Annotated in this window: 13 protein-coding genes; 9 read left to right on the top strand and 4 right to left on the bottom strand. The window is 69.2% G+C overall.

Annotated elements, in window-relative coordinates:
• The first annotated feature begins 14 nt into the window (after window positions 1–14).
• Together OC373_RS05000 and tsaB are read left to right on the top strand one after the other, a co-directional pair.
• Window positions 15–2,072 carry an ATP-dependent DNA helicase gene (locus OC373_RS05000; protein ID WP_261997173.1) on the top strand — a complete coding sequence of 686 codons (2,058 nt, stop codon included), beginning with the start codon at window positions 15–17 and terminating at the stop codon, window positions 2,070–2,072.
• Between the two features lie 5 nt (window positions 2,073–2,077).
• On the top strand, window positions 2,078–2,788 hold the full coding sequence (gene tsaB / locus OC373_RS04995; protein WP_261997172.1) for a tRNA (adenosine(37)-N6)-threonylcarbamoyltransferase complex dimerization subunit type 1 TsaB: 711 nt from the start codon (window positions 2,078–2,080) through the stop codon (window positions 2,786–2,788).
• Between the two features lie 106 nt (window positions 2,789–2,894).
• Here tsaB and OC373_RS04990 read toward each other — a convergent pair whose 3' ends face one another.
• Both OC373_RS04990 and gshB read right to left on the bottom strand, forming a co-directional pair.
• Window positions 2,895–3,782: an energy transducer TonB gene (locus OC373_RS04990; protein WP_070425750.1), complete on the bottom strand. Its 888-nt coding sequence runs from the start codon at window positions 3,780–3,782 to the stop codon at window positions 2,895–2,897.
• Window positions 3,779–4,729, bottom strand: a complete 951-nt coding sequence (gene gshB / locus OC373_RS04985; RefSeq protein ID WP_019185140.1) for a glutathione synthase — start codon at window positions 4,727–4,729, stop codon at window positions 3,779–3,781. The genes OC373_RS04990 and gshB overlap by 4 nt, the downstream gene beginning before the upstream one ends.
• A gap of 259 nt (window positions 4,730–4,988) precedes the next feature.
• Here gshB and pilG point away from each other — a divergent pair, with 259 nt between their 5' ends.
• The 7 genes from pilG (at window position 4,989) to OC373_RS04950 (ending at window position 16,966) form a co-directional block, all read left to right on the top strand.
• Window positions 4,989–5,390, top strand: coding sequence for a twitching motility response regulator PilG (pilG, locus tag OC373_RS04980; RefSeq protein WP_019185139.1), 402 nt, complete (start codon window positions 4,989–4,991; stop codon window positions 5,388–5,390).
• Window positions 5,391–5,408: 18 nt separating this feature from the next.
• Window positions 5,409–5,771, top strand: coding sequence for a response regulator (locus tag OC373_RS04975; RefSeq protein ID WP_019185138.1), 363 nt, complete (start codon window positions 5,409–5,411; stop codon window positions 5,769–5,771).
• Window positions 5,771–6,301, top strand: coding sequence for a chemotaxis protein CheW (locus tag OC373_RS04970; protein WP_019185137.1), 531 nt, complete (start codon window positions 5,771–5,773; stop codon window positions 6,299–6,301). The genes OC373_RS04975 and OC373_RS04970 overlap by 1 nt, the downstream gene beginning before the upstream one ends.
• A 43-nt stretch (window positions 6,302–6,344) precedes the next feature.
• On the top strand, window positions 6,345–8,381 hold the full coding sequence (locus OC373_RS04965) for a methyl-accepting chemotaxis protein (RefSeq protein ID WP_019185136.1): 2,037 nt from the start codon (window positions 6,345–6,347) through the stop codon (window positions 8,379–8,381).
• A 94-nt stretch (window positions 8,382–8,475) separates the two neighbouring features.
• On the top strand, window positions 8,476–15,189 hold the full coding sequence (locus tag OC373_RS04960) for an Hpt domain-containing protein (protein WP_261997171.1): 6,714 nt from the start codon (window positions 8,476–8,478) through the stop codon (window positions 15,187–15,189).
• Window positions 15,155–16,462, top strand: coding sequence for a chemotaxis protein CheB (locus OC373_RS04955; protein ID WP_070425749.1), 1,308 nt, complete (start codon window positions 15,155–15,157; stop codon window positions 16,460–16,462). Before OC373_RS04960 ends, OC373_RS04955 begins: the two co-directional genes overlap by 35 nt.
• A 30-nt stretch (window positions 16,463–16,492) precedes the next feature.
• Window positions 16,493–16,966, top strand: a complete 474-nt coding sequence (locus OC373_RS04950; protein WP_070425748.1) for a chemotaxis protein CheW — start codon at window positions 16,493–16,495, stop codon at window positions 16,964–16,966.
• A 94-nt stretch (window positions 16,967–17,060) separates the two neighbouring features.
• Here OC373_RS04950 and OC373_RS04945 read toward each other — a convergent pair whose 3' ends face one another.
• The gene (locus OC373_RS04945; RefSeq protein ID WP_070425747.1) at window positions 17,061–17,795 is read right to left on the bottom strand and encodes a 16S rRNA (uracil(1498)-N(3))-methyltransferase; all 735 of its coding nucleotides are present in this window, start codon (window positions 17,793–17,795) and stop codon (window positions 17,061–17,063) included.
• Window positions 17,786–19,177 carry an adenosylmethionine--8-amino-7-oxononanoate transaminase gene (gene bioA / locus OC373_RS04940; protein ID WP_070425746.1) on the bottom strand — a complete coding sequence of 464 codons (1,392 nt, stop codon included), beginning with the start codon at window positions 19,175–19,177 and terminating at the stop codon, window positions 17,786–17,788. The genes OC373_RS04945 and bioA overlap by 10 nt, the downstream gene beginning before the upstream one ends.
• Window positions 19,178–19,224: the final 47 nt, after the last annotated feature.

The following is a 19,224-nucleotide window of genomic DNA, read 5'->3' as shown; positions in this document are numbered from 1 at the left end:
TTTATCATTGCGTCATGTCCCAACTTGCCCACGCCAGCCGCGATGCCCTCAGTGAGGGCGGGGCGCTCGCCAGCCAGCTCGATGCCTTCGTACCGCGTCCGGCCCAGCTGCGCCTGACCGCGGCGATCGCCGAAGCGTTCGACCAGCGCGACGTGCTGCTGGCCGAAGCCGGTACCGGCACCGGCAAGACCTACGCGTATCTGGTGCCCGCGCTGCTGTCGGGGCTGAAGACCATCATCTCCACCGGCACCCGCGCGCTGCAGGACCAGCTGTACCACCGCGATCTGCCGCGGGTGCGTGCCGCGCTCGGCGTAGGGCACAGCAGCGCGCTGTTGAAAGGGCGTGCCAACTACCTGTGCCGCTATCGGTTGCAGCAGGCCCGCGGCGAACCCCGCTTCAGCTCCCCCGAGCAGGTCGCACAGTTCCAGCGGATCCTCGCATGGTCCGGACGCACGAAATTCGGCGACATGGCCGAGCTGGACGCGCTGCCGGAAGACTCGCCGCTGTACCCGATGGTGACCTCCACCGTCGACAACTGCCTGGGCACAGAATGCCCGTTCTGGGACGACTGCTTCGTCGTGCAGGCACGGCAGCGGGCGCAGGCCGCCGACGTCGTGGTGGTCAACCACCATCTGCTGCTGGCCGATCTGGCGCTCAAGCAGGAAGGCTTCGGCGAAATCCTGCCCGGCGCGCAGGCGTTCGTGATCGACGAGGCGCACCAGCTGCCGGAACTGGCCGCCAACTTCTTCGGTGAAGGCTTCGGCATGCGCCCGTGGCAGGAACTGGCGCGCGACTGCCTGGCCGAGAGCCGCAGCGTGGCCGGTGCCCAGGCGGCGTTGCAGGTGCCGGCTGCCGCACTCGAGCAGACCCTGCGCGACCTGCGCGTGGCGATGGATGGGCTGCCGCCGCGCGGCACCCAGTGGCGTGCGCTGACCGTGCCGCAGGTGCGCGATGGCTTCGACACGGCGATGAGCACACTGGTGCAGCTGCGCGATGCGCTGGCGGGCGTGCGTGAAGCATCGCCCGGCCTGGATGCCTGCCATGCGCGGGCGATGGACGCCGTCTCCCGCTTGTCGCGCTGGCTCGGTGAGGACGCGCCGATGCTGGATTTCGACACCGACCCTGAGCAGGCGCCGCCACCGGCCGAGGTGCTCTGGTACGAGCTGACCCCGCGTGGCTTCCGCTGCCAGCGCACGCCGATGGATGTGTCCGGCCCGCTGCGCGAGCATCGGCAACGCTCGATGGCAGCCTGGGTGTTCACCTCGGCCACGCTGACCGTGGACGGCGGTTTCGCGCATATTTCCCAACGGCTGGGCCTGGATGATCCGGTCAGCCTGCTGCAGCCCAGCCCGTTTGATTGGGCCCATCAGGCGCTGTGCTACCTGCCGACCGATCTGCCCGATCCAGCCGCGCGTGGCTTCGGCACCGCGTTGATTCGCGCATTGACCCCGGTGCTGGAGGCCTCGCACGGGCGCGCGTTCCTGCTGTTCGCCTCGCACCGCGCGCTGCGCGAAGCCGCCGAGGCGCTGCGCGATGCACCGTGGCCACTGTTCGTGCAGGGCGAGGCGCCGCGCGCGACCTTGCTGCAGCGGTTCCGCGAGTCGGGCAATGGGGTGCTGCTGGGCTCGGCCAGTTTCCGCGAGGGCGTGGACGTGGTGGGCGATGCGCTGAGCGTGGTGGTGATCGACAAACTGCCGTTCGCCGCGCCGGATGATCCCGTGTTCGAGGCGCGACTGGACGCGATCCGCCGCGATGGCGGCAATCCCTTCCGCGACGAGCAGTTGCCGCAGGCGGTGATCGCGCTCAAGCAGGGCGTGGGTCGTCTGATCCGCAGCGAGACCGATCGCGGGGTGCTGGTGCTGTGCGACCCGCGCCTGCTCAGCCGCGGCTACGGCCGGATCTTCCTGGATTCCCTGCCGCCATTCCGTCGCACCCGCTCGCTGGCCGATGTGCAGGCCTTCTTTGCGCCACAATGGCCCGTCCTCGGCGCTCCGCCTGCACCGGCGCCCGTCGCTGCGCCGCCCGCGCGGGCTGTACCGCCGACCGATGACTTTCCTACTTCCCTGTTCTGACCGCCATGAAACTGCTCGCCTTTGAAACCGCCACCGAAGCCTGCTCCGTCGCCCTGTATGTGGATGGGCAGGTCGCTGAGCGCTTCGAGATCGCGCCGCGCCGCCACGCCGAACTCAGCCTGCCCTGGGCCGAGGCGCTGCTGGCCGAGGCGGGGGTGGCCCGTTCGCAGCTGGATGCGATCGCACTGGGCCGCGGCCCGGGCGCGTTCACGGGGGTGCGGCTGGCGATCGCCATCGCCCAGGGCATCGCCCTGGCGCTGGACCGCCCGCTGATCGCGGTCTCCACCCTGCAGGCGCTGGCGCTGCGTGCGCCGGCGGACGCCGATCAAGTGCTGGCCAGCATTGATGCGCGCATGGGCGAGGTCTATGCCGCGCGCCATGTCCGGATCGACGGGCAGTGGCAGTTGCAGGGCGAGGAAATCGTCTGCGCGCCCGAGCAGGTGGTGTTGCCCGGGGGCTCGCGCTGGTTCGGCGTGGGGACTGGCTTTGGTGCGGCCGAAGGCGTGCTGGCCACGCGGCTGGCCGATCAGCTGACCGGCGTGGACGCGCAGGCATTGCCGCGTGCGTCGGATGTGCTTGCGCTGGCGGTGCCGGCGTTCCAGCGCGGCGAAGGCGTGGCCCCGGAGCTGGTGGAGCCGGCGTATCTGCGCGACAACGTGGCCCTGACCCTGGTGGAGCAGCAGGCCGCGCGGGCGGCGAAGCAGGCGGCCTCGTAGCGTCCAGCTGCGCATCGCATCGTAAGCCCCAGCCACGCATGGCGTGGCACGACCTGCGCGGCGTTCTTGTAGAGCCACGCCATGCGTGGCTGGACCTTGCGCGCGATCAGCGGTCGTCGCGCAGCTCCCCGCCGGGCAGGAACACCCAGGTGCGGGTGACCTGCAGGATGTCGATCGCATCCTCGGTCTTGGGCAGTGGCGGGAACGGCTGGGCGAGCGTGATCACGCGCAGCGCGGTTTCATCGAGCAGCGGGGTGCCGCTGGACTGCAGGATGCGGGCACTTTCCACCGTGCCGTCGCGGCGCACCCCGACGGTGATCACTACCTGCCCGCCGAGCCGGCGCGCGCGCGCCTCGTCGGGGTAATTCAGATTGCCGACACGCTCGGCGCGGTCGACCCAGGCACGCAGATAGTTGGCATAGGCGTATTCGCGGGTACTGGCCGAAACGAACTTGCGGTTCGGGCGCTTGGCGTACTGCGCCGAGCGCAGGTGCACTTCGGCGGCCAGCCGTGCCATCTCCACGTCACGCTGCTCGCGCGCGGTCATCGGCGCATCCGGGCGGGGCTGCTCGGGCAGCGGCTGTGGCTGGGCTGCCGCAACCGTGTCGGTGCCATTGCGGCTGTTGACCACGCGGGTCTGCGGCGGCGGCACGCTGGCCGCCTCCTGGCGCTGCTGCGGAACCGGCGACAGCCCGGCCTGCGCCTGCGGCACGATCCCGGCCTGGTTGTCGCGCGGGCGTTGCACCTTGTCGTGGTCGCCACCGCCCTGCTGGTTGGCCTGGGCCAGGAAGTCGGCCTGCCTGGGCGTCAGCGGGGTCTGGGTCTGGCTGAAGATCACATCCAGGGTCGGTACCAGCGGGGCGCTGTCACTCACCGCGAAGCCGACCCCGAGGATCAGCAGGGCGTGCACGAGCACCGACAGCGTCAGGGTCGCGCCCAGCCGCTGGGATTCGCGCGCCTGCCACGTCGGCACCGGGGCGACGCTGGCGCTCATCGCGGCAGGCCGGCCTCGATCGCGTCGAACAGGGTGCCGGCGATGTTCAGCCCGAACTGGGCGTCGAGCTCGCGCACGCAGGTCGGGCTGGTGACGTTGACTTCGGTCAGGTAGTCGCCGATCACGTCCAGGCCGACGAAGCGCATGCCGCGGCGCTTCATTTCCGGCCCGACCTGGGCGGCGATCCAGCGGTCGCGCTCGCTCAGCGGGCGGCCTTCGCCGCGGCCGCCGGCGGCCAGGTTGCCGCGGAATTCGTCGCCCTGCGGAATCCGCGCCAGGCAGTAATCCACCGGCTCGCCATCCACCAGCAGGATGCGCTTGTCGCCGGCGGTGATGTCCGGGATGAACTTCTGCGCCAGGGCCAGCGTGCGCTCGCCGTCGGTCAGGGTTTCCAGGATCACGTTGAGGTTGGGGTCGCCGGTGCCACTGCGGAAGATCGAGCGGCCGCCCATGCCGTCCAGCGGCTTGAGCACGGCCTGGCCGTGTTCGAGCACGAAGGCCTTCAGGTCGGCGTTGCGGCGGCTGACCAGGGTCGGCGGGCAGCACTGCGGGAACAGCAGGGCGGCCAGTTTCTCGTTGTAGTCGCGCAGTCCCTGCGGGTCGTTGACCACCATCGCACCGGCCTGCTGGGCGACGCTGAGCACGTGGGTGTCGTAGATGAATTCGGCATCGACCGGCGGGTCCTTTCGCATCAGCACGACCTGGCCGGGGCCGAACACGGTCTGGCTGAAGTCGCCCAGGGTGAACCAGTCGTTCTTGTCCTCGCGCACCTGCAGCGGGGCGGTGCGGGCGATGGCCTGGCCGTCGCGCAGGGCCAGCCCACCGGGGCTGACGTAGTGCAGGGCATGGCCGCGGCGCTGGGCTTCCAGCAGCATCGCGAAGGTGGTGTCCTTGGCAATCTTGATATGGGCGATGGGGTCCATCACCACGATGACATTCAACGGCATGGTCGCAACCTGGCGGGCAGGCCGATGATGGTAGCGACAATGGCCCGGCAATGCCTGCCCCGGGGGCCGGAACGCAGTGTCCGGCCCGGCCGGGGAACGGGCCGGGTTTGCGCAAAAGCGGCGTGCCGCGCACCGGCTGGGCCGCTCGCGGCGGGGCCGCGGTGGGTGTGCTTGAAGCGCGCGCCGGTATTGGGATATAGATACGCTTTCGCAGCGGCGCCGGGGATCAGCGCAAGCGTCGCGAGCTTGGGGAAAGGTAATGACTGAATACATGGCTGCGGGTGGGGAACTCGCAGGGCTGCGCGTGATGGTCATCGATGATTCGAAGACCATCCGCAGGACCGCGGAAACCCTGTTGAAGCGGGAAGGCTGCGAGGTGGTGACCGCGACCGATGGTTTCGAGGCGTTGGCCAAGATCGCCGACCAACAGCCGCAGATCATCTTCGTGGACATCATGATGCCGCGGCTGGACGGGTATCAGACCTGTGCGCTGATCAAGGGCAACCAGCTGTTCAAAGCCACGCCGGTGATCATGCTGTCCTCCAAGGACGGCCTGTTCGACAAGGCGCGCGGCCGCATCGTCGGCTCGGAGCAGTACCTGACCAAGCCATTCACGCGTGAAGAACTGCTGGGTGCCATCCGCACATACGTCAACGCCTGACCAGGGGGGAAAGGCACAATGGCTCGAATCGTACTGATCGAGGATTCACCGACCGACCGTGCGGTGTTCACGCAATGGTTGACCAAGGCCGGTCATGAAGTCCTGGAAGCGGACAACGCCGAGGACGGGCTCAAGCTCGTGCGCGAGCAGTCCCCGCAGCTGGTGCTGATGGACGTGGTCCTGCCGGGCATGAGTGGCTTCCAGGCCACCCGTGCGATGGCGCGCGACGCGGCCACCAAACATATCCCGGTGGTCATCGTCAGCACCAAGGCGATGGAAACCGACAAGGCGTGGGGGCTGCGCCAGGGGGCGGCCGACTACATCGTCAAGCCGCCGCGCGAGGAGGAACTGATCGCGCGGATCAACCAGTTGGTGGTCTGATGCGTTCTCCTTTCGACATCCTCCAGGGCTATGAGCGGCGCAGCCTGGCCCATGCGGTGCAGCTGCCCGAGCGGCAGTTCTCGCAGGACCTGTGGCGTGGCGTCGGTTACCGGGTCGGCAAGCGCCGGCTGGTGTCGGATTTCCGCGAAGTGGTGGAAATCGTGCCGATGCCGCCGGTCACCCCGGTGCCCGGCGCGCAGCCGTGGCTGCTGGGCGTGGGCAACCTGCGCGGCAACCTGTTCCCGGTGGTCGACCTGAAGTTTTTCCTGGAAGGCGAGCGCACCGTGCAGCAGGAAGGCCAGCGCGTGCTGATCATGCGCCAGGCCGGCGGTGACGTGGCGCTGACCATCGATGAACTGTTCGGCCAGCGCAGCTTCGAGCTGGACCAGGACATCGTCGCCGGCGATCTGGCCACCGGCCGCTACGCACATTTCATCGATCGCGCCTTCCATGGCGATGGCCATGACTGGGGCGTGTTCTCGCTGTCGCTGCTGTCGCGTACCCCCGAATTCAGGCAGGCCGCGGCCTGACCGCAGGCGCCTGTCTCTCCGTATTGAAGATCGAGGTTGAACGATGAGTACTGCTTCGGAATCCGCCAAGGCCGGCAAGTTCGGTTCGGTGGGCACCAATTTCTGGCTCGGCCTGCTGGCCGTGTCGATGATCGTGTTCGGCGTCAACACCGGCGTGGCGACCTGGCAGGGCAGTCGCCTGGCCAGTGCCAGTACCGATGCCGCGAACCTGCAGGTGCTCTCGCAGCAGCTGGCCAACCAGGGCCGTGAAGCGGTGTCGGGCAACGCCCAGGCATTCACCGCGTTCAAGCTGACCAAGAGCGACATCGAAAGCACCGTCAGTGGCCTGAAGGGCCGCTACGGGACCGAAACCAATGTCGCCGGGCCGCTGAACACGCTGATCCAGACCTGGGAGCCGCTCGGCAAGAGCGCCGGCCAGCTGGTCGCCAGCGAACCGGCCGTGCTGGCCCTGGCTGGCAACGCCAACAACTTCGTCAACGGCGTGCCCGCACTGCAGGCGCAGCTGAACGAAGTGGTCCGCGCGATGTCGGCCAGCGGCGCCCCGTCCTCGCAGGTCTACAACGCGCTGCAGCAGGTGGTGGTGGTCGGCTCGATGGCCCGCCGGGTGACGGAAATGCGCGCCGGCGGCGCCAATGCCGCGGCCGCCGGCGATGCGCTCGCCCGCGACTCGGTCGTGTTTACCCAGGTGCTCGACGCACTGCGCAATGGCAACGAGGAACTGGGCATCGCCGCGGTCCGCAACGGCCCGGCACTGGCCGCGCTGGAGCAGTCGCAGAAGCAGTGGGACACCATGAAGCAGGACGCCGACGCGATCCTGGCCAGCTCCCGCCAGCTGTTCGCCGCGCAGTCGTCGGCCGCTGCCCTGACCGGCGGTTCGGCGGACATGCTGCGCGACAGCAAGAAGCTGTTCGAAGCGTTCTCCTCGTTCGGCTCGCTGCGCGATACCCGCCTGTTCCCGAACTTCTGGCTGGGCGTGGCCTCCGGCGCGTTCTCGCTGATCGCCATCGTCGGGTTCGTCGGCAGCACCGTGCGCAGCCGCTCGCGCGAGCAGGAACTGCGTTACCAGACCCAGGTGGAATACAACAGCCGCAACCAGCAGGCCATCATGCGGCTGCTGGATGAAATCAGCTCGCTGGGTGAAGGCGACCTGACGGTGAAGGCCTCGGTGACCGAGGACATGACCGGCGCCATCGCCGACGCCATCAACTACGCCGTGGATGAGCTGCGCCATCTGGTGACCACGATCAACGACACTTCGGCCAAGGTCGCCGTGTCGACCCAGGAAACCCAGGCCACTGCGATGCAGCTGGCCGAAGCAGCGGGCCACCAGGCCAACCAGATCACCTCCGCCTCGGACCGGATCGGCGAAATCGCATCGAGCATCGAGCAGGTGTCGCGCAACTCGGCCGAGTCTGCCGACGTGGCGCAGCGCTCGGTGATCATCGCCGCCGAAGGTGCCGGCGTGGTGCGCGAGACGATCCAGGGCATGGACCAGATCCGCGACCAGATCCAGGAAACCTCCAAACGCATCAAGCGACTGGGTGAGTCCTCGCAGGAAATCGGCTCGATCGTGGAACTGATCAACGACATTTCCGAGCAGACCAACATCCTGGCGTTGAACGCGGCCGTGCAGGCCGCTTCGGCCGGCGAGGCCGGTCGCGGTTTCGCCGTGGTGGCCGACGAAGTGCAGCGCCTGGCAGAGCGTACCTCCGGTGCGACCCGACGGATCGAGAATCTGGTCCAGGCCATTCAGGCCGATACCAACGAAGCGGTCAGTTCGATGGAGCAGACCACCGCCGAAGTGGTCTCCGGCGCGCGCCTGGCCGAAGATGCCGGTACCGCGCTGACCGAAATCGAGCGCGTCTCCAACGCATTGAACAACCTCATCAAGAACATCTCGATCGCTGCCCAGCAGCAGTCGGCCGCGGCATCGGACATCACCCGCACCATGGGCGTGATCCGTCAGATTACCGGCCAGACCTCGCAGGGCGCGGGACAGACCGCCGAGTCGATCGGCCACCTGGCACAGCTGGCGGCCGACCTGCGCCGCTCGGTTGCCGACTTCAAGCTGCCGGCGTGAGCCACGGGCAGGGCGGAGAGGGAAGGAACAAGCAGATGATGCATCGCGAGAAATCACCGCACGCCATGTGCGCCGAGCTGCCGGGAGACCTGGCATGAGCACGCTGCGCGATGCCATGAGCCACGCTGCGCTGGGCTGGGTCAAGCCGGAGCTGGACGAGACCCTGCGCCAGGTGCGCAACGAGGTCGAGTACTACGTGGAAGACCCTGCCGACGGCAGCCGGATGCGCTTCTGCGCCGGCTACCTGCACCAGGTGCAGGGCACCCTGCGCATGGTCGAGCTGTACGCCCCGGCGATGGTCGCCGAGGAGCTGGAACAGCTGGCCAACGCGATCGGCGCCGGCGACGTACCCGACCGCGATGAAGCCTGCGCCACGCTGATGCGTGGCAGCGTGCTGCTGCCCGATTACCTGGAGCGCCTGCAGAACGGCCACCGCGACATCCCGATCGTGCTGCTGCCGCTGCTCAACGACATCCGCTCCGCGCGCGCGGCACCGGGCATCAATGAGAGCGTGCTGTTCGCCTTCGCGCCGGACAGCGCGAGTGCCACCGAAGCCGAGCTGGACCACGCGCGCGGCAGCCTGAGCGGCCGCAACCGCGAGCTGCTCGATACGGTCGGCAACGCGGTCAAGGAAGAGCTGCTGCGGATCAAGGACGCGCTGGACCTGCACCTGCGTACCGGCGGCGCGCCGGTGCAGCTGCAGACCCAGGTCAACGAGCTGGGCGCGGTCGCCGATACGCTGGGCATGATGGGCCTGGGCGTGGCCCGTGGCGTGGTCGTGCAGCAGCGCGATGCGCTGCGCGAGGTGGTCGAGGGCGTGCAGCAGATCGATGAAACGCTGTTGCTGGATATCGCCGGCGCGCTGCTGTACGTGGATGCCTCGCTGGACGACCAGGTCGCCCATCTGGGCGCCGGTGGCAGTGGCGAGGACGATCCCAGCGCGGTGGAGAACCGCCGCACGGTGGAAGTGCTGGCCCATGAAGCCATTGCCAACTTCGCCGCCGCGCGTGAGCATTTCGTCGCCTTCATCGAAACCAACTGGAATCACCAGCAGCTGCAGGAAGTGCCGCGCCTGCTCGGCGAGGTGGCCGGCGCGCTGCGCATGCTCGATCTGTCGGCCCCGGCCGACTACCTGCAGGGCGTGCGCCAGTACATCGCGGTGGAACTGCTCGGCAAGCAGCGCGTGCCCAGTGGGCGCCAGCTGGATACCCTGGCCGATGCCATGGCCAGCCTGGAGTACTACCTGGAAGCCCTGCGCGAACGCCGGCCGGGCCGCGACGACATCTTGGACATCACCCGCAACAGCCTGGAAACGCTGCGTTACTGGCCGCTGCCGGATGCGAACCAGCCAACCGCCGACACCGGACCGGAATCGCTGCCGGTTGCGCCCGAACCCATCGAACTGACGCCGTGGGACGCGCCGGCCCCCGAGCCGATCGAGCTGGCGGTGACCGCCGAGGTACCGCGCCCGGCCAACCTGCCGCCGCCGCTGCCGGACTTCACCTTCGATCCGCCGCCGGCGGCCGCCGCGCCCGTGACACCGCCGCCGGTGGCGCTGGTGTTCGATGCCTCCACCGCGCCGGTCAGCGCCGATGCGCCGCAGTGGACGCTGGGCCAGCAGGACGATGCCGATGAAGGGCTGACGTTTGCCCATCTCGATCCGGTCATTGCCGACCTGCCGCCCGGTGCTGCGTGGGGGGTGGCCTCGCTGCCGCCCGCGCTGCAGGCCGATCGCATGGGCGACGACGTCGCCGACGCCACGCTGGAGATGCCGGCCTTCGTGGCCACCGGCGCCGGGTTCGATCCGGTGGCCGCCGAGCACGAGCTGCTGGCGCTGAGCGACGAGCCGATCGAATTCACCTTCGATGACGGCCTGCGCAACGCCGATGACGTGCTCTCGCTGCAGGTCGATGACACTGACACTGGCACTGGCACTGGCACTGGCATCGATACCGATACCGATACCGATACCGATACTGATATCGACAGCGACAGCGACAACATTGATGCAGGGGCCGCGGCTTCGTCCAGCGTCACGCCGGGCGAGGTGGATGTGCAAGCGCTGCCGACGTTCCTGCAGGAGATTCCCGTCGCATCGGCGCAGGACAGCGCCGCGCCGCCGCTCGACCCGTTCGCCGACGATGTCGACACGGCCGAGGCCGCAGCCGATGCAGCGCAGCCGAACGCCACGGTGCGCGATGCGGTGATCGGCCGTATCGAGCTGGACGATGCCGCTACCCGCTTCCTGGCCGAGCTGGATGCCGCCGCGGCGCAGTTCCGCCCGGAAGGCCCCGACACCGGGACCGTGCCGACGGCCGCCGCAGCGGAGAGCCCGGCGATGGTCGCGTCCGCCGATGACATCAGCATCGAGGCGGGCTTCGAAGACGATGGCGAGAACATCGACCAGGACATCCGCGAGGTGTTCATCGAAGAGTTCGACGAAGAGCTGGTGAACCTGGGCAACCTGCTTCCGGCCTGGCGCGCCGCGCCGGACAACCTGGACCGCCTGCGCCCGATCCGTCGCGTGTTCCATACCCTCAAGGGCAGTGGCCGGCTGGTGGGTGCGCGCACCCTGGGCGAGTTCAGCTGGAAGATCGAGGGCATGCTCAACCGCGTGCTCGATGGCAGCCGCCCGGCCTCGCCGGCCGTGGTTGCGCTGGTCGGCCAGGCCTACGACGCGCTGCCGCAGCTCAATGCGGCACTGCGCGATGGCAGCCGTGTCACCGCCGATCTGCAGGCCATTCAGGCCATCGCCGATCGCGTGGCCGCGGGCGAAGAGACCTTCCACGTGCCACTGCAGCGGGCGGTGAGCACCGCGGTGCGGACGGTCATGGAGATCGTTGCGGCCGAGGCTGCACCGGTGATCGAGAGTACGCCGGCCAACATCGACAGCGTGCTGCGCGAGATCCTGGAAGCCGAGGTCGAGGTGCACCAGGCGACGCTGCAGGCGTGGCTGGATGCGGCTGCCGATGCCCCGCAGCCGGTGACCGACGGCCTGCTGCGCGCCGTGCACACGATGAACGGTGCTTTCGCCATGACCGATGTGCCGGAGATCACGGCCGTCACCGGCGCGGCGGAAAGTTACCTCAAGCGTTCGCTTGCGGCCGATGCGCTGCCGGCTGCGGCAGGCATGGACGCGCTCGCCGAGACCTGCGCCGCCATCACCACCACCATGGCGGCCCTGCAGGACGAGGCCCCGCGGGTGCCCGTGCAGACTGCCTTGGCGGCCCGTCTGGTCGCCCTGGCCGATACGTTGCCCGAAGCGCGCTGGCCGGCCCTGGCCGAGGACGATCTGGACCTGGAGCACGACGAACTGCCCGTCCAGGCGGCTGACGCCGCCGGCACGGATGCATTGGACGAAGCGACCGACGCCGGCGAAACAGCTGAAGCGTATGCCGCCGAGCCTGGGCAGTTCGCCCCGGTCGCCGATGCGCAGACGGATGCGGTCGAAGTGATTGGCGATGAGGTTGAGGACGATGCCGCACCGGTGTTGGCGCGCGCCGACGACACCACCGGCATCGACGAGCTGGAGGCCGAGATCGACGCCGATGGCCTGAGCGTGATCGGGTCCAGTCACGCGGTCGCGCCGGCCAACGACGATGATGCGCTCATCGCCATGGAGCTGACCGGCACGGACGACCTGTCCGCCTACTTCGACGCGGAGCTGCCCGACAGCACGCATGCCGCCGATGCGCAGGCAGCATCCGATGCGGTGGCCGAGGACACCGATCCGGCCGCTATGCATGCGGGCCTGGAATCGGCCGAATTGACCGCGGCCGAGGATCTCTCGCGCTACTTCGATCAGCTCGCCGAGCCGACCCCCCCGGCAAGCCAGGACGACGCCGAGGCTGAAACCAAGGCCGACGCCGACGCTCCGGCCGACGCCCAGGCCGACACCCAGGCCGATCCGGCAGCGGCGCGCCCGGTCGGCCCCGACGGTCCGGCTGCCGACACCTCTGCCGATGCTCCTGTGCCGGGCAGCGTCTACGCGGCCTCCGTGGATGACGCGGCCAACGACAACTGGAGCTATGGCGAGCAGGACAGCGAGCAGCACGGCGAGCAGCACGGCGAGCAGAGCAGCGACGAGAGCAGCGACGAGGACAGCGACGAGGACGCGCAGGCACTGTCCGACGTCCTGCCACCGCCGCCGGCCTTTGGCGAGGTGGTGGACGCGCAGCAGGCGATGGACGACGGCCTGACCGTCGTCGATGCGCCGGATGCGCTGGACACCCGGGTGCTGGGTCTGGACGCCACCGACGAGAACACGGGTGAAGCCGACGCGTTCGCCGACGTGATCGAGACCACAGCGCCGGATACCTCGGCCGACGCGACCACCCCGGCCCGCTTCTTCGAACTGGAAGACGCGCCTGCGGCCAGCCTCACCCACGATCCGGAACCGGCCGACGTCCTCGCGGCGGCATCGGCCGACAGCGACGACCTCGGGCCGGGCGATGCACTCGACTTCACCCAGCTCGACCAGGAGCTGGTCGATATCTTCGTGGAGGAGGGCAAGGACCTGCTTGACCACTGCGATGGTCTGATCAGCGAGCTGCGCGCTGCGCCCCAGGACCGCGACGTGATCGCTGGCCTGCAGCGCGATCTGCACACCCTGAAGGGTGGCGCGCGCATGGCCGGGATCAATCCCATCGGCGACCTGGGCCACGGCATCGAGTCGCTGCTGGAAGCCGTGGCCGCCAACCGCACCGATATCGATCGCAGCGACGTGCATCTGCTGGAACGCGGGTTCGATCGCCTGCACCAGCTGCTGACCCGTACCGGGCAGCACCGCACCGTGGCCATGCCCGACGACCTGATTGCCGCCTTCGAGCAGCGCACCCAGGGCCGCATCGCGCCGGCGCCGGCCGACACCGCCAACGATGCGCTGCCCTCCGGCGATGCCAGGGTCGAGGCGGCGATCGCCGCGCTTGTCGCAGCGCCGCTGTCGGCACCGGTCCCGCTGGAAACCGTCAGCGAAGAGGATGGCCTGCCGCGGCCGCAGCAGGAACAGGTGCGCGTACGCGCCGATCTGCTCGACCGCCTGGTCAACCACGCCGGTGAAGTGGCGATCTACCGTTCGCGGCTGGAACAGCAGCTCGGGGCCTTCCGCGGCGCCATGGGCGAGCTGGACCGCACCAATGCCCGTCTGCGCGATCAGCTGCGCCGGCTGGACCTGGAAACCGAAGCGCAGATCGTGGCCCGTTACCAGCGCGAACAGGACCAGGCCCACCACACGTTCGATCCGCTGGAACTGGACCGCTTCTCCACGCTGCAGCAGCTCAGCCGCGCGCTGAACGAATCGGCCGCCGACTTGGGCGGCCTGCAGGGCGTGCTGGACGATCTGTCGCGCCAGTACGACGTGCTGCTCCAGCAGCAGTCGCGGGTCAGCTCGGAACTGCAGGACGGCCTGATGCGCGCGCGCATGGTGCCCTTCGATGGGCTGGTGCCGCGTCTGCGCCGGGTGGTTCGCCAGGCCGGACAGGACACCGGCAAGCAGGTCCACGTCACCCTGGAAGGGACCCACGGCGAACTGGACCGCAACGTGCTCGACCGCATGGTCGCGCCGCTGGAGCACATGCTGCGCAACTCGGTGGCGCACGGTCTGGAAACCCCGGAACAGCGCCGTGCCGCCGGCAAGCCGGAAGAGGGCGAGATCGCCATCCGCCTGCGCCGTGAAGGCTCGGAAATCGTGCTGGAAGTGGCCGACGACGGCGCCGGCCTGGATCGCGGGGCGATCCGTCGCCGTGCCGAACAGCGTGGCCTGATCGCCGCCGATGCGGTACTGGGCGATGCCGAGCTGGACGCGATGATCTTCTCGCCCGGCTTCAGCACCGCCGACCAGGTCAGCCAGCTGGCCGGCCGTGGCGTGGGCATGGACGTGGTCCACAACGAAGTGCGCCAGCTCGGCGGCTCGGTGGACATCCACTCGGTCAGCGGCCAGGGCGTGACGTTCACCCTGCGCCTGCCGCAGACGCTGGCGGTCACCCAGGCGGTGTTCGTGCAGATCGGCGAGACCACCTTCGCGGTGCCGGTGGCCTCGGTCAGCGGTATCGGCCGGATCTCGCGCGAGCGTTTCGAAACCGCCAACGGCGGCTACCACTACGGTGGCGAGGAATTCGCGCTGCACGATCTGGGCACCCTGATCGGCCAGGCCCAGGCCCGTGCCGAAGGCCAGGCCCAGGTGCCGCTGCTGCTGGTCCGCGCCGGTGACCTGCGCGTGGCCGTGGCGATCGACCAGGTGCTGGGCAACCGCGAAATCGTGGTCAAGCCGGTCGGCCTGCAGATCGCCTCGGTACCGGGCATCTACGGTGCGACGATCACCGGCGATGGCCGCGTGGTCGTCATCCTGGACGTCGCGCCACTGGTGCGTCGTTACCTGGCCAATCCGCACAAGCCGATCACCGCCACCGCCAAGGTCAGCGACCGCGATGTGCCGCTGGTGATGGTGGTCGACGATTCACTGACCATGCGCAAGGTCACCGGCCGCATCCTGGAGCGCCACAACTTCGAGGTCACGGTTGCCCGTGACGGCATCGAAGCACTGGAGCGGCTGGACGAGCGCGTGCCCGACCTGATGCTGCTGGATATCGAAATGCCGCGCATGGACGGCTACGAGCTGGCCAGTGTCATGCGCGCCGACCCACGCTACCAGGGCGTGCCGATCGTGATGATCACCTCGCGCAGCGGCGACAAGCACCGTCAGCGCGCCTTCGAACTCGGTGTCCAGCGCTACCTGGGCAAGCCCTACCAGGAGCTGGATCTGATGCGCAACGTGTATGACCTGCTGGGGATCGCCCGTGCACGCGAGTGATGTCCACGCCCTGTTGTCGGTGGCGCTGCTGGCCCGGTCCGGGCCGGCGCGTGAGCGGCTGCGCGAGGCGCTCGACCATGCCGGCGCCCGCGTGGTGCTGGAGGACGACCCCAACACGCTCGAGCTCCAGGCCCTGCGTGATGCCGACCCCGGCGCGGTGCTGATCGCGCTGGAGCCGGCGATCGAAGACGCACTGGAACGGCTGGAGCCGGTGCTGGGCTCGCCGTCACTGACCCTGATCTTCGACGAGGCCGAGCTGGCCGCGCGCCGCGAGGGCTGGGAAGCGCAGCGCTGGGCGCGGCATCTGGTGGCCAAGCTGCACGGTCACCAGGACGTGCTGCCGCCGGGCTCGGAACAGGACCAGCAACTGCAGCCCGAACCGGGCCTGCCGGTCACCCCGGCGCAGTTGCATGCCGATGCGCCGCTGGAGTTCCACCTGCGCGAAGCGGAGGATGCGGCGTCCGACGTGCCTGCCGATGGCCTGTACCAGGTGCCCGCGGAGCTGAGCGAGCCGGTGTCGCTGGAAGAGGCATTGGCCGCGCTGGAGGTGGACGATGCGGCGAGCAGTGCGCCGGTGGACCCGATCACCGCGATCGGGGACCACAGCCGCTGGTCGCTGGTCGAAGATGACGCCGTGGTCACGGGCTCACCATCGAGCAGCGACACGGGCCCGGCGCCGGAGCGCTTCGACATCGAACGTCTGTCGCTGGTCGAGCTCGAGCCCGAGCCGGGAGCCGCCGGTGGCTGCACGGGCGCGGTGCTGGTCCTGGCCGGGATCGGCGGGCCGGATGCATTGCGCCGCCTGCTGGCCGCGCTGCCCGAATCGCTGAGCACCGCGGTGCTGGTGCATATGCGCCTGGACGGGGGACGCTACGGCAATCTGGTCAAGCAGATGGCACGGGTGTCCGCCCTGCCGGTGCTGCTGGCCGAAGACGCCCAGCCGGTGGAAGCCGGGCAGGCCTACATCCTGCCCGATGACATCGGCATCGTCGTGCGCCAGGGCACGCTGCATTTCATCGCCGAGCCCACCGGCATCCAGATCGCGACACTGCCGGCCTTGCACAGCGGCGTGGTCCTGCTCAGCGGCGCCGATGCCGCCCAGGTGGACGCCGTGCTCGCCCTGGCGGCCGCCGGGGCCTGGGTGGGCGGTCAGATCGGCGAGGGCTGCTATGACCCGACGGCGGCCAGTACCGTGGTCGCTGCCGGCCAGCAGGCCGGTGAACCGCCGCAGTTGGCCGCCACCATCGCCGAACGCTGGGGCGTGGACGCGTAGGCGCGCCGACGCACCCTTGAAGGAATCTCCATGAGCTACGCCAGCAACGACGAAATCCGCGGTGTCCTGATCCAGGCCGGGCACGAACGCGTGCTGCTGCCCAATGCCACCGTCGCCGAAATGATGTCCAAGGTGCCGGTCGAAACCGTGCCCGACGCGCCGGCCTGGCTGGTCGGGCAGATCGCCTGGCACGGCTGGGACGTGCCGCTGCTGTCCTTTGCCCGGTTGTCCGGGCAGGGCGACGAGCCGGTGGTGACCAACAACAAGGTGGTCGTGCTCAAGGCACTGGGCGGCAATCCGCGCCGCCCGTACTTCGCCCTGCTGACCCAGACGTTCCCGCAGCTGATCGCGGTGCCGCGCGACGGCCTGCTCGCCGACGCGTCCGAAGAAACCCTGCCTCAGGGCGTGCACATGCGCGTGCTGCTGGGTGAGCAGAGTGCGCTGCTGCCGGACCTGGACGCCCTGGAAGCGGCGCTGGACGACGCTTTCCCGGTCGCGGGGTGAAGTGTCCCCGCGCCTGTCGGCGCGCTCCCTGGACTCAAGGGGGCAATCGCTCCCGATGAATCAAGGGGGCTGAGGCGTCAGGCAAGCGCGATCGTCAGCCCAGATCGCCCAGGCGTGCCTGCACCGCCGCAATCGCCGCCAGCCCTGCGGTCTCGGTACGCAGCACGCGCGGGCCCAACTGCAATCCCTGGAAGCCCGCCGCGGCCAGCGCCTGGCGGTCGCGCGGCGACCAGCCGCCTTCCGGGCCGATCGCGATCACCACGCCGCCCGGTGCGGCCGAGAGCGTCGACAAGCGATGCTCGCCCTGTGGATCCAGGGTCAGCTTCAACGCCTCGGCCGGCATCGCGTTGGCGGCGTCCTGCAGCGATCGCGGCGCGACCACGCTTGGCACGCGCGCGCGGCCGGATTGGCCACAGGCCGAGACCACCACGCTGTGCCAGTGCGCCAGGCGCTTCTCGGCGCGGGCCGCGTCAAGCTTCACTTCCGTGCGCTCGGCATTGACCGGCACGAAGGCCTGCACGCCCAGTTCGGTGGCCTTCTGCAGGATCAGGTCCATCTTCTCGCCACGGGCGATGCCCTGCAGCAGGGTGATGTGCAACGGCGATTCGTTGTCCAGCGCGGTGGCGGCCTCGATGCGCACCTGCGCATCGCGCTTGCCCACCACCACCAGGGTCGCGCTGTAGTCCTGGCCATCGCCGTTGAACAGCACGCAGCCATCGCCTTCGCGCAGGCGCATCACGCGGACCAGATGGTTGGCCGCATCCTCGGGCAGCGACAGGGTCTGGCCGACAGTCAGCGGATGATCGATGTAGCTCCGGGTCACGCGCATGCGACGGCCTCGTCGATGGCAGCCAGGGTGGTCAGTGCAAGCAGATCCAGATGGTCGTCCTCCACGCAGTACGGCGGCATCCAATACAGCACATTGCCCAGTGGGCGCAGCACCACGCCGCGCTTGAGCGCGGCCTTGTAGGCGTGCAGCCCGATTCTGGCCTCGGCCGGGAACGGCGTACGCTTGTCGCCGTTGCGGGTCAGTTCGAACGCCACCACCATCCCGGCCTGGCGCACATCGGCGACATGCGCGTGGTCGGCGAACGGTGCGGCCAGGGTGCGCATCACTTCAGCGGTGCTGCGGTTGCGGGCGATCACGTCCTCGTCGGCGAAGATGTCCAGCGTCGCCAGCGCAGCGGCGCAGGCCAGCGGATTGCCGGTGTAACTGTGCGAATGCAGGAACGCGCGCTCGCGCGAATCGTCCAGGAAGGCGTCGTACAGCGCCTGCGTGGCCAGCACCGCCGAGAGTGGCAGGAAGCCGCCGGTCAGGCCCTTGGACAGGCACAGCAGGTCGGGCATCACCCCGGCCTGTTCGCAGGCGAACATCGTGCCGGTGCGGCCGAAACCGGTGGCGATTTCATCGGCGATCAGGAACGCACCGTTGGCATCGCACAACGCACGCGCACGCTGCAGATAGACCGGGTCATGCATGCGCATGCCGCCGGCGCACTGCAGGCGCGGCTCCAGGATCACCGCGCAGATCTCGCCCGGGTGCTGGTCGAACAGCGTGGCCAGCGCATCGGCCGCCTGGTGCGCACGCTGCGCCGCGCTCTGGCCGGGTTCGGCCAGGTAGGCGTCGGGCGAGGGCGCGAACAGTGCCTCGGTCAGCAGCGGCGCGTATACCCGCCGGTACAGCGGGATGTCGCCGACCGACAGCGCACCCAGGGTTTCGCCGTGGTAGCCGTTCTCCAATGCCACGAAGCGCGTGCGGTGGTTCTCCCCGCGGTTGCGGAAATAGTGGAAGGCCATCTTCAGCGCCACTTCCACCCCGGCCGAACCGTTGTCGGCATAGAACACCTTGGCCAGCGGATCACGCCCGGCCTGGCGTGGCGCGATCGCCAGCAGGCGCTCGGCCAGCCGCACCGCCGGCGCATGGCTGAAGCCGGCCAGCATCACCTGTTCCAGCTGCGTGGCCTGCTGGGCGATGGCCGCGCCGATGCGCGGCTGCGCATGGCCGAACAGATTGGTCCACCAACTGCTCACCGCGTCCAGATAGCGATGGCCGTCGTGGTCGATCAACCACGGGCCTTCGCCACGGGCGATCGGCAGCAAGGGCAGGGTGTCGGGGTGCTCGCGCATCTGCGTGCACGGGTGCCACAGCACGGCCAGATCGCGTTGCCGCCACTGATCGGCCAGCGTGAGGGGGGCTGGGTCTGCTAGCATTTCGGGCTCATGAACACGTTTTCACCAGTACCCATTCTAGAGATGCT

This window comes from Stenotrophomonas sp. Ste96 (assembly GCF_024519495.1).
Taxonomy (GTDB): Bacteria; Pseudomonadota; Gammaproteobacteria; order Xanthomonadales; family Xanthomonadaceae; genus Stenotrophomonas; species Stenotrophomonas bentonitica_A.
The sequence above is the reverse complement of the archived record's forward strand: the minus strand, read 5'-3'. Positions and strand labels throughout refer to the sequence as shown.

Bases quoted from the DNA above. Each gene is read 5' to 3' on its own strand.
- OC373_RS05000 (WP_261997173.1), top strand. From the start codon at position 15: ATGTCCCAACTTGCCCACGCCAGCCGCGATGCCCTCAGTGAGGGCGGG.
- tsaB (WP_261997172.1), top strand. From the start codon at position 2,078: ATGAAACTGCTCGCCTTTGAAACCGCCACCGAAGCCTGCTCCGTCGCC.
- OC373_RS04990 (WP_070425750.1), bottom strand. From the start codon at position 3,782: ATGAGCGCCAGCGTCGCCCCGGTGCCGACGTGGCAGGCGCGCGAATCC.
- gshB (WP_019185140.1), bottom strand. From the start codon at position 4,729: ATGCCGTTGAATGTCATCGTGGTGATGGACCCCATCGCCCATATCAAG.
- pilG (WP_019185139.1), top strand. From the start codon at position 4,989: ATGACTGAATACATGGCTGCGGGTGGGGAACTCGCAGGGCTGCGCGTG.
- OC373_RS04975 (WP_019185138.1), top strand. From the start codon at position 5,409: ATGGCTCGAATCGTACTGATCGAGGATTCACCGACCGACCGTGCGGTG.
- OC373_RS04970 (WP_019185137.1), top strand. From the start codon at position 5,771: ATGCGTTCTCCTTTCGACATCCTCCAGGGCTATGAGCGGCGCAGCCTG.
- OC373_RS04965 (WP_019185136.1), top strand. From the start codon at position 6,345: ATGAGTACTGCTTCGGAATCCGCCAAGGCCGGCAAGTTCGGTTCGGTG.
- OC373_RS04960 (WP_261997171.1), top strand. From the start codon at position 8,476: ATGAGCACGCTGCGCGATGCCATGAGCCACGCTGCGCTGGGCTGGGTC.
- OC373_RS04955 (WP_070425749.1), top strand. From the start codon at position 15,155: ATGACCTGCTGGGGATCGCCCGTGCACGCGAGTGATGTCCACGCCCTG.
- OC373_RS04950 (WP_070425748.1), top strand. From the start codon at position 16,493: ATGAGCTACGCCAGCAACGACGAAATCCGCGGTGTCCTGATCCAGGCC.
- OC373_RS04945 (WP_070425747.1), bottom strand. From the start codon at position 17,795: ATGCGCGTGACCCGGAGCTACATCGATCATCCGCTGACTGTCGGCCAG.
- bioA (WP_070425746.1), bottom strand. From the start codon at position 19,177: ATGCTAGCAGACCCAGCCCCCCTCACGCTGGCCGATCAGTGGCGGCAA.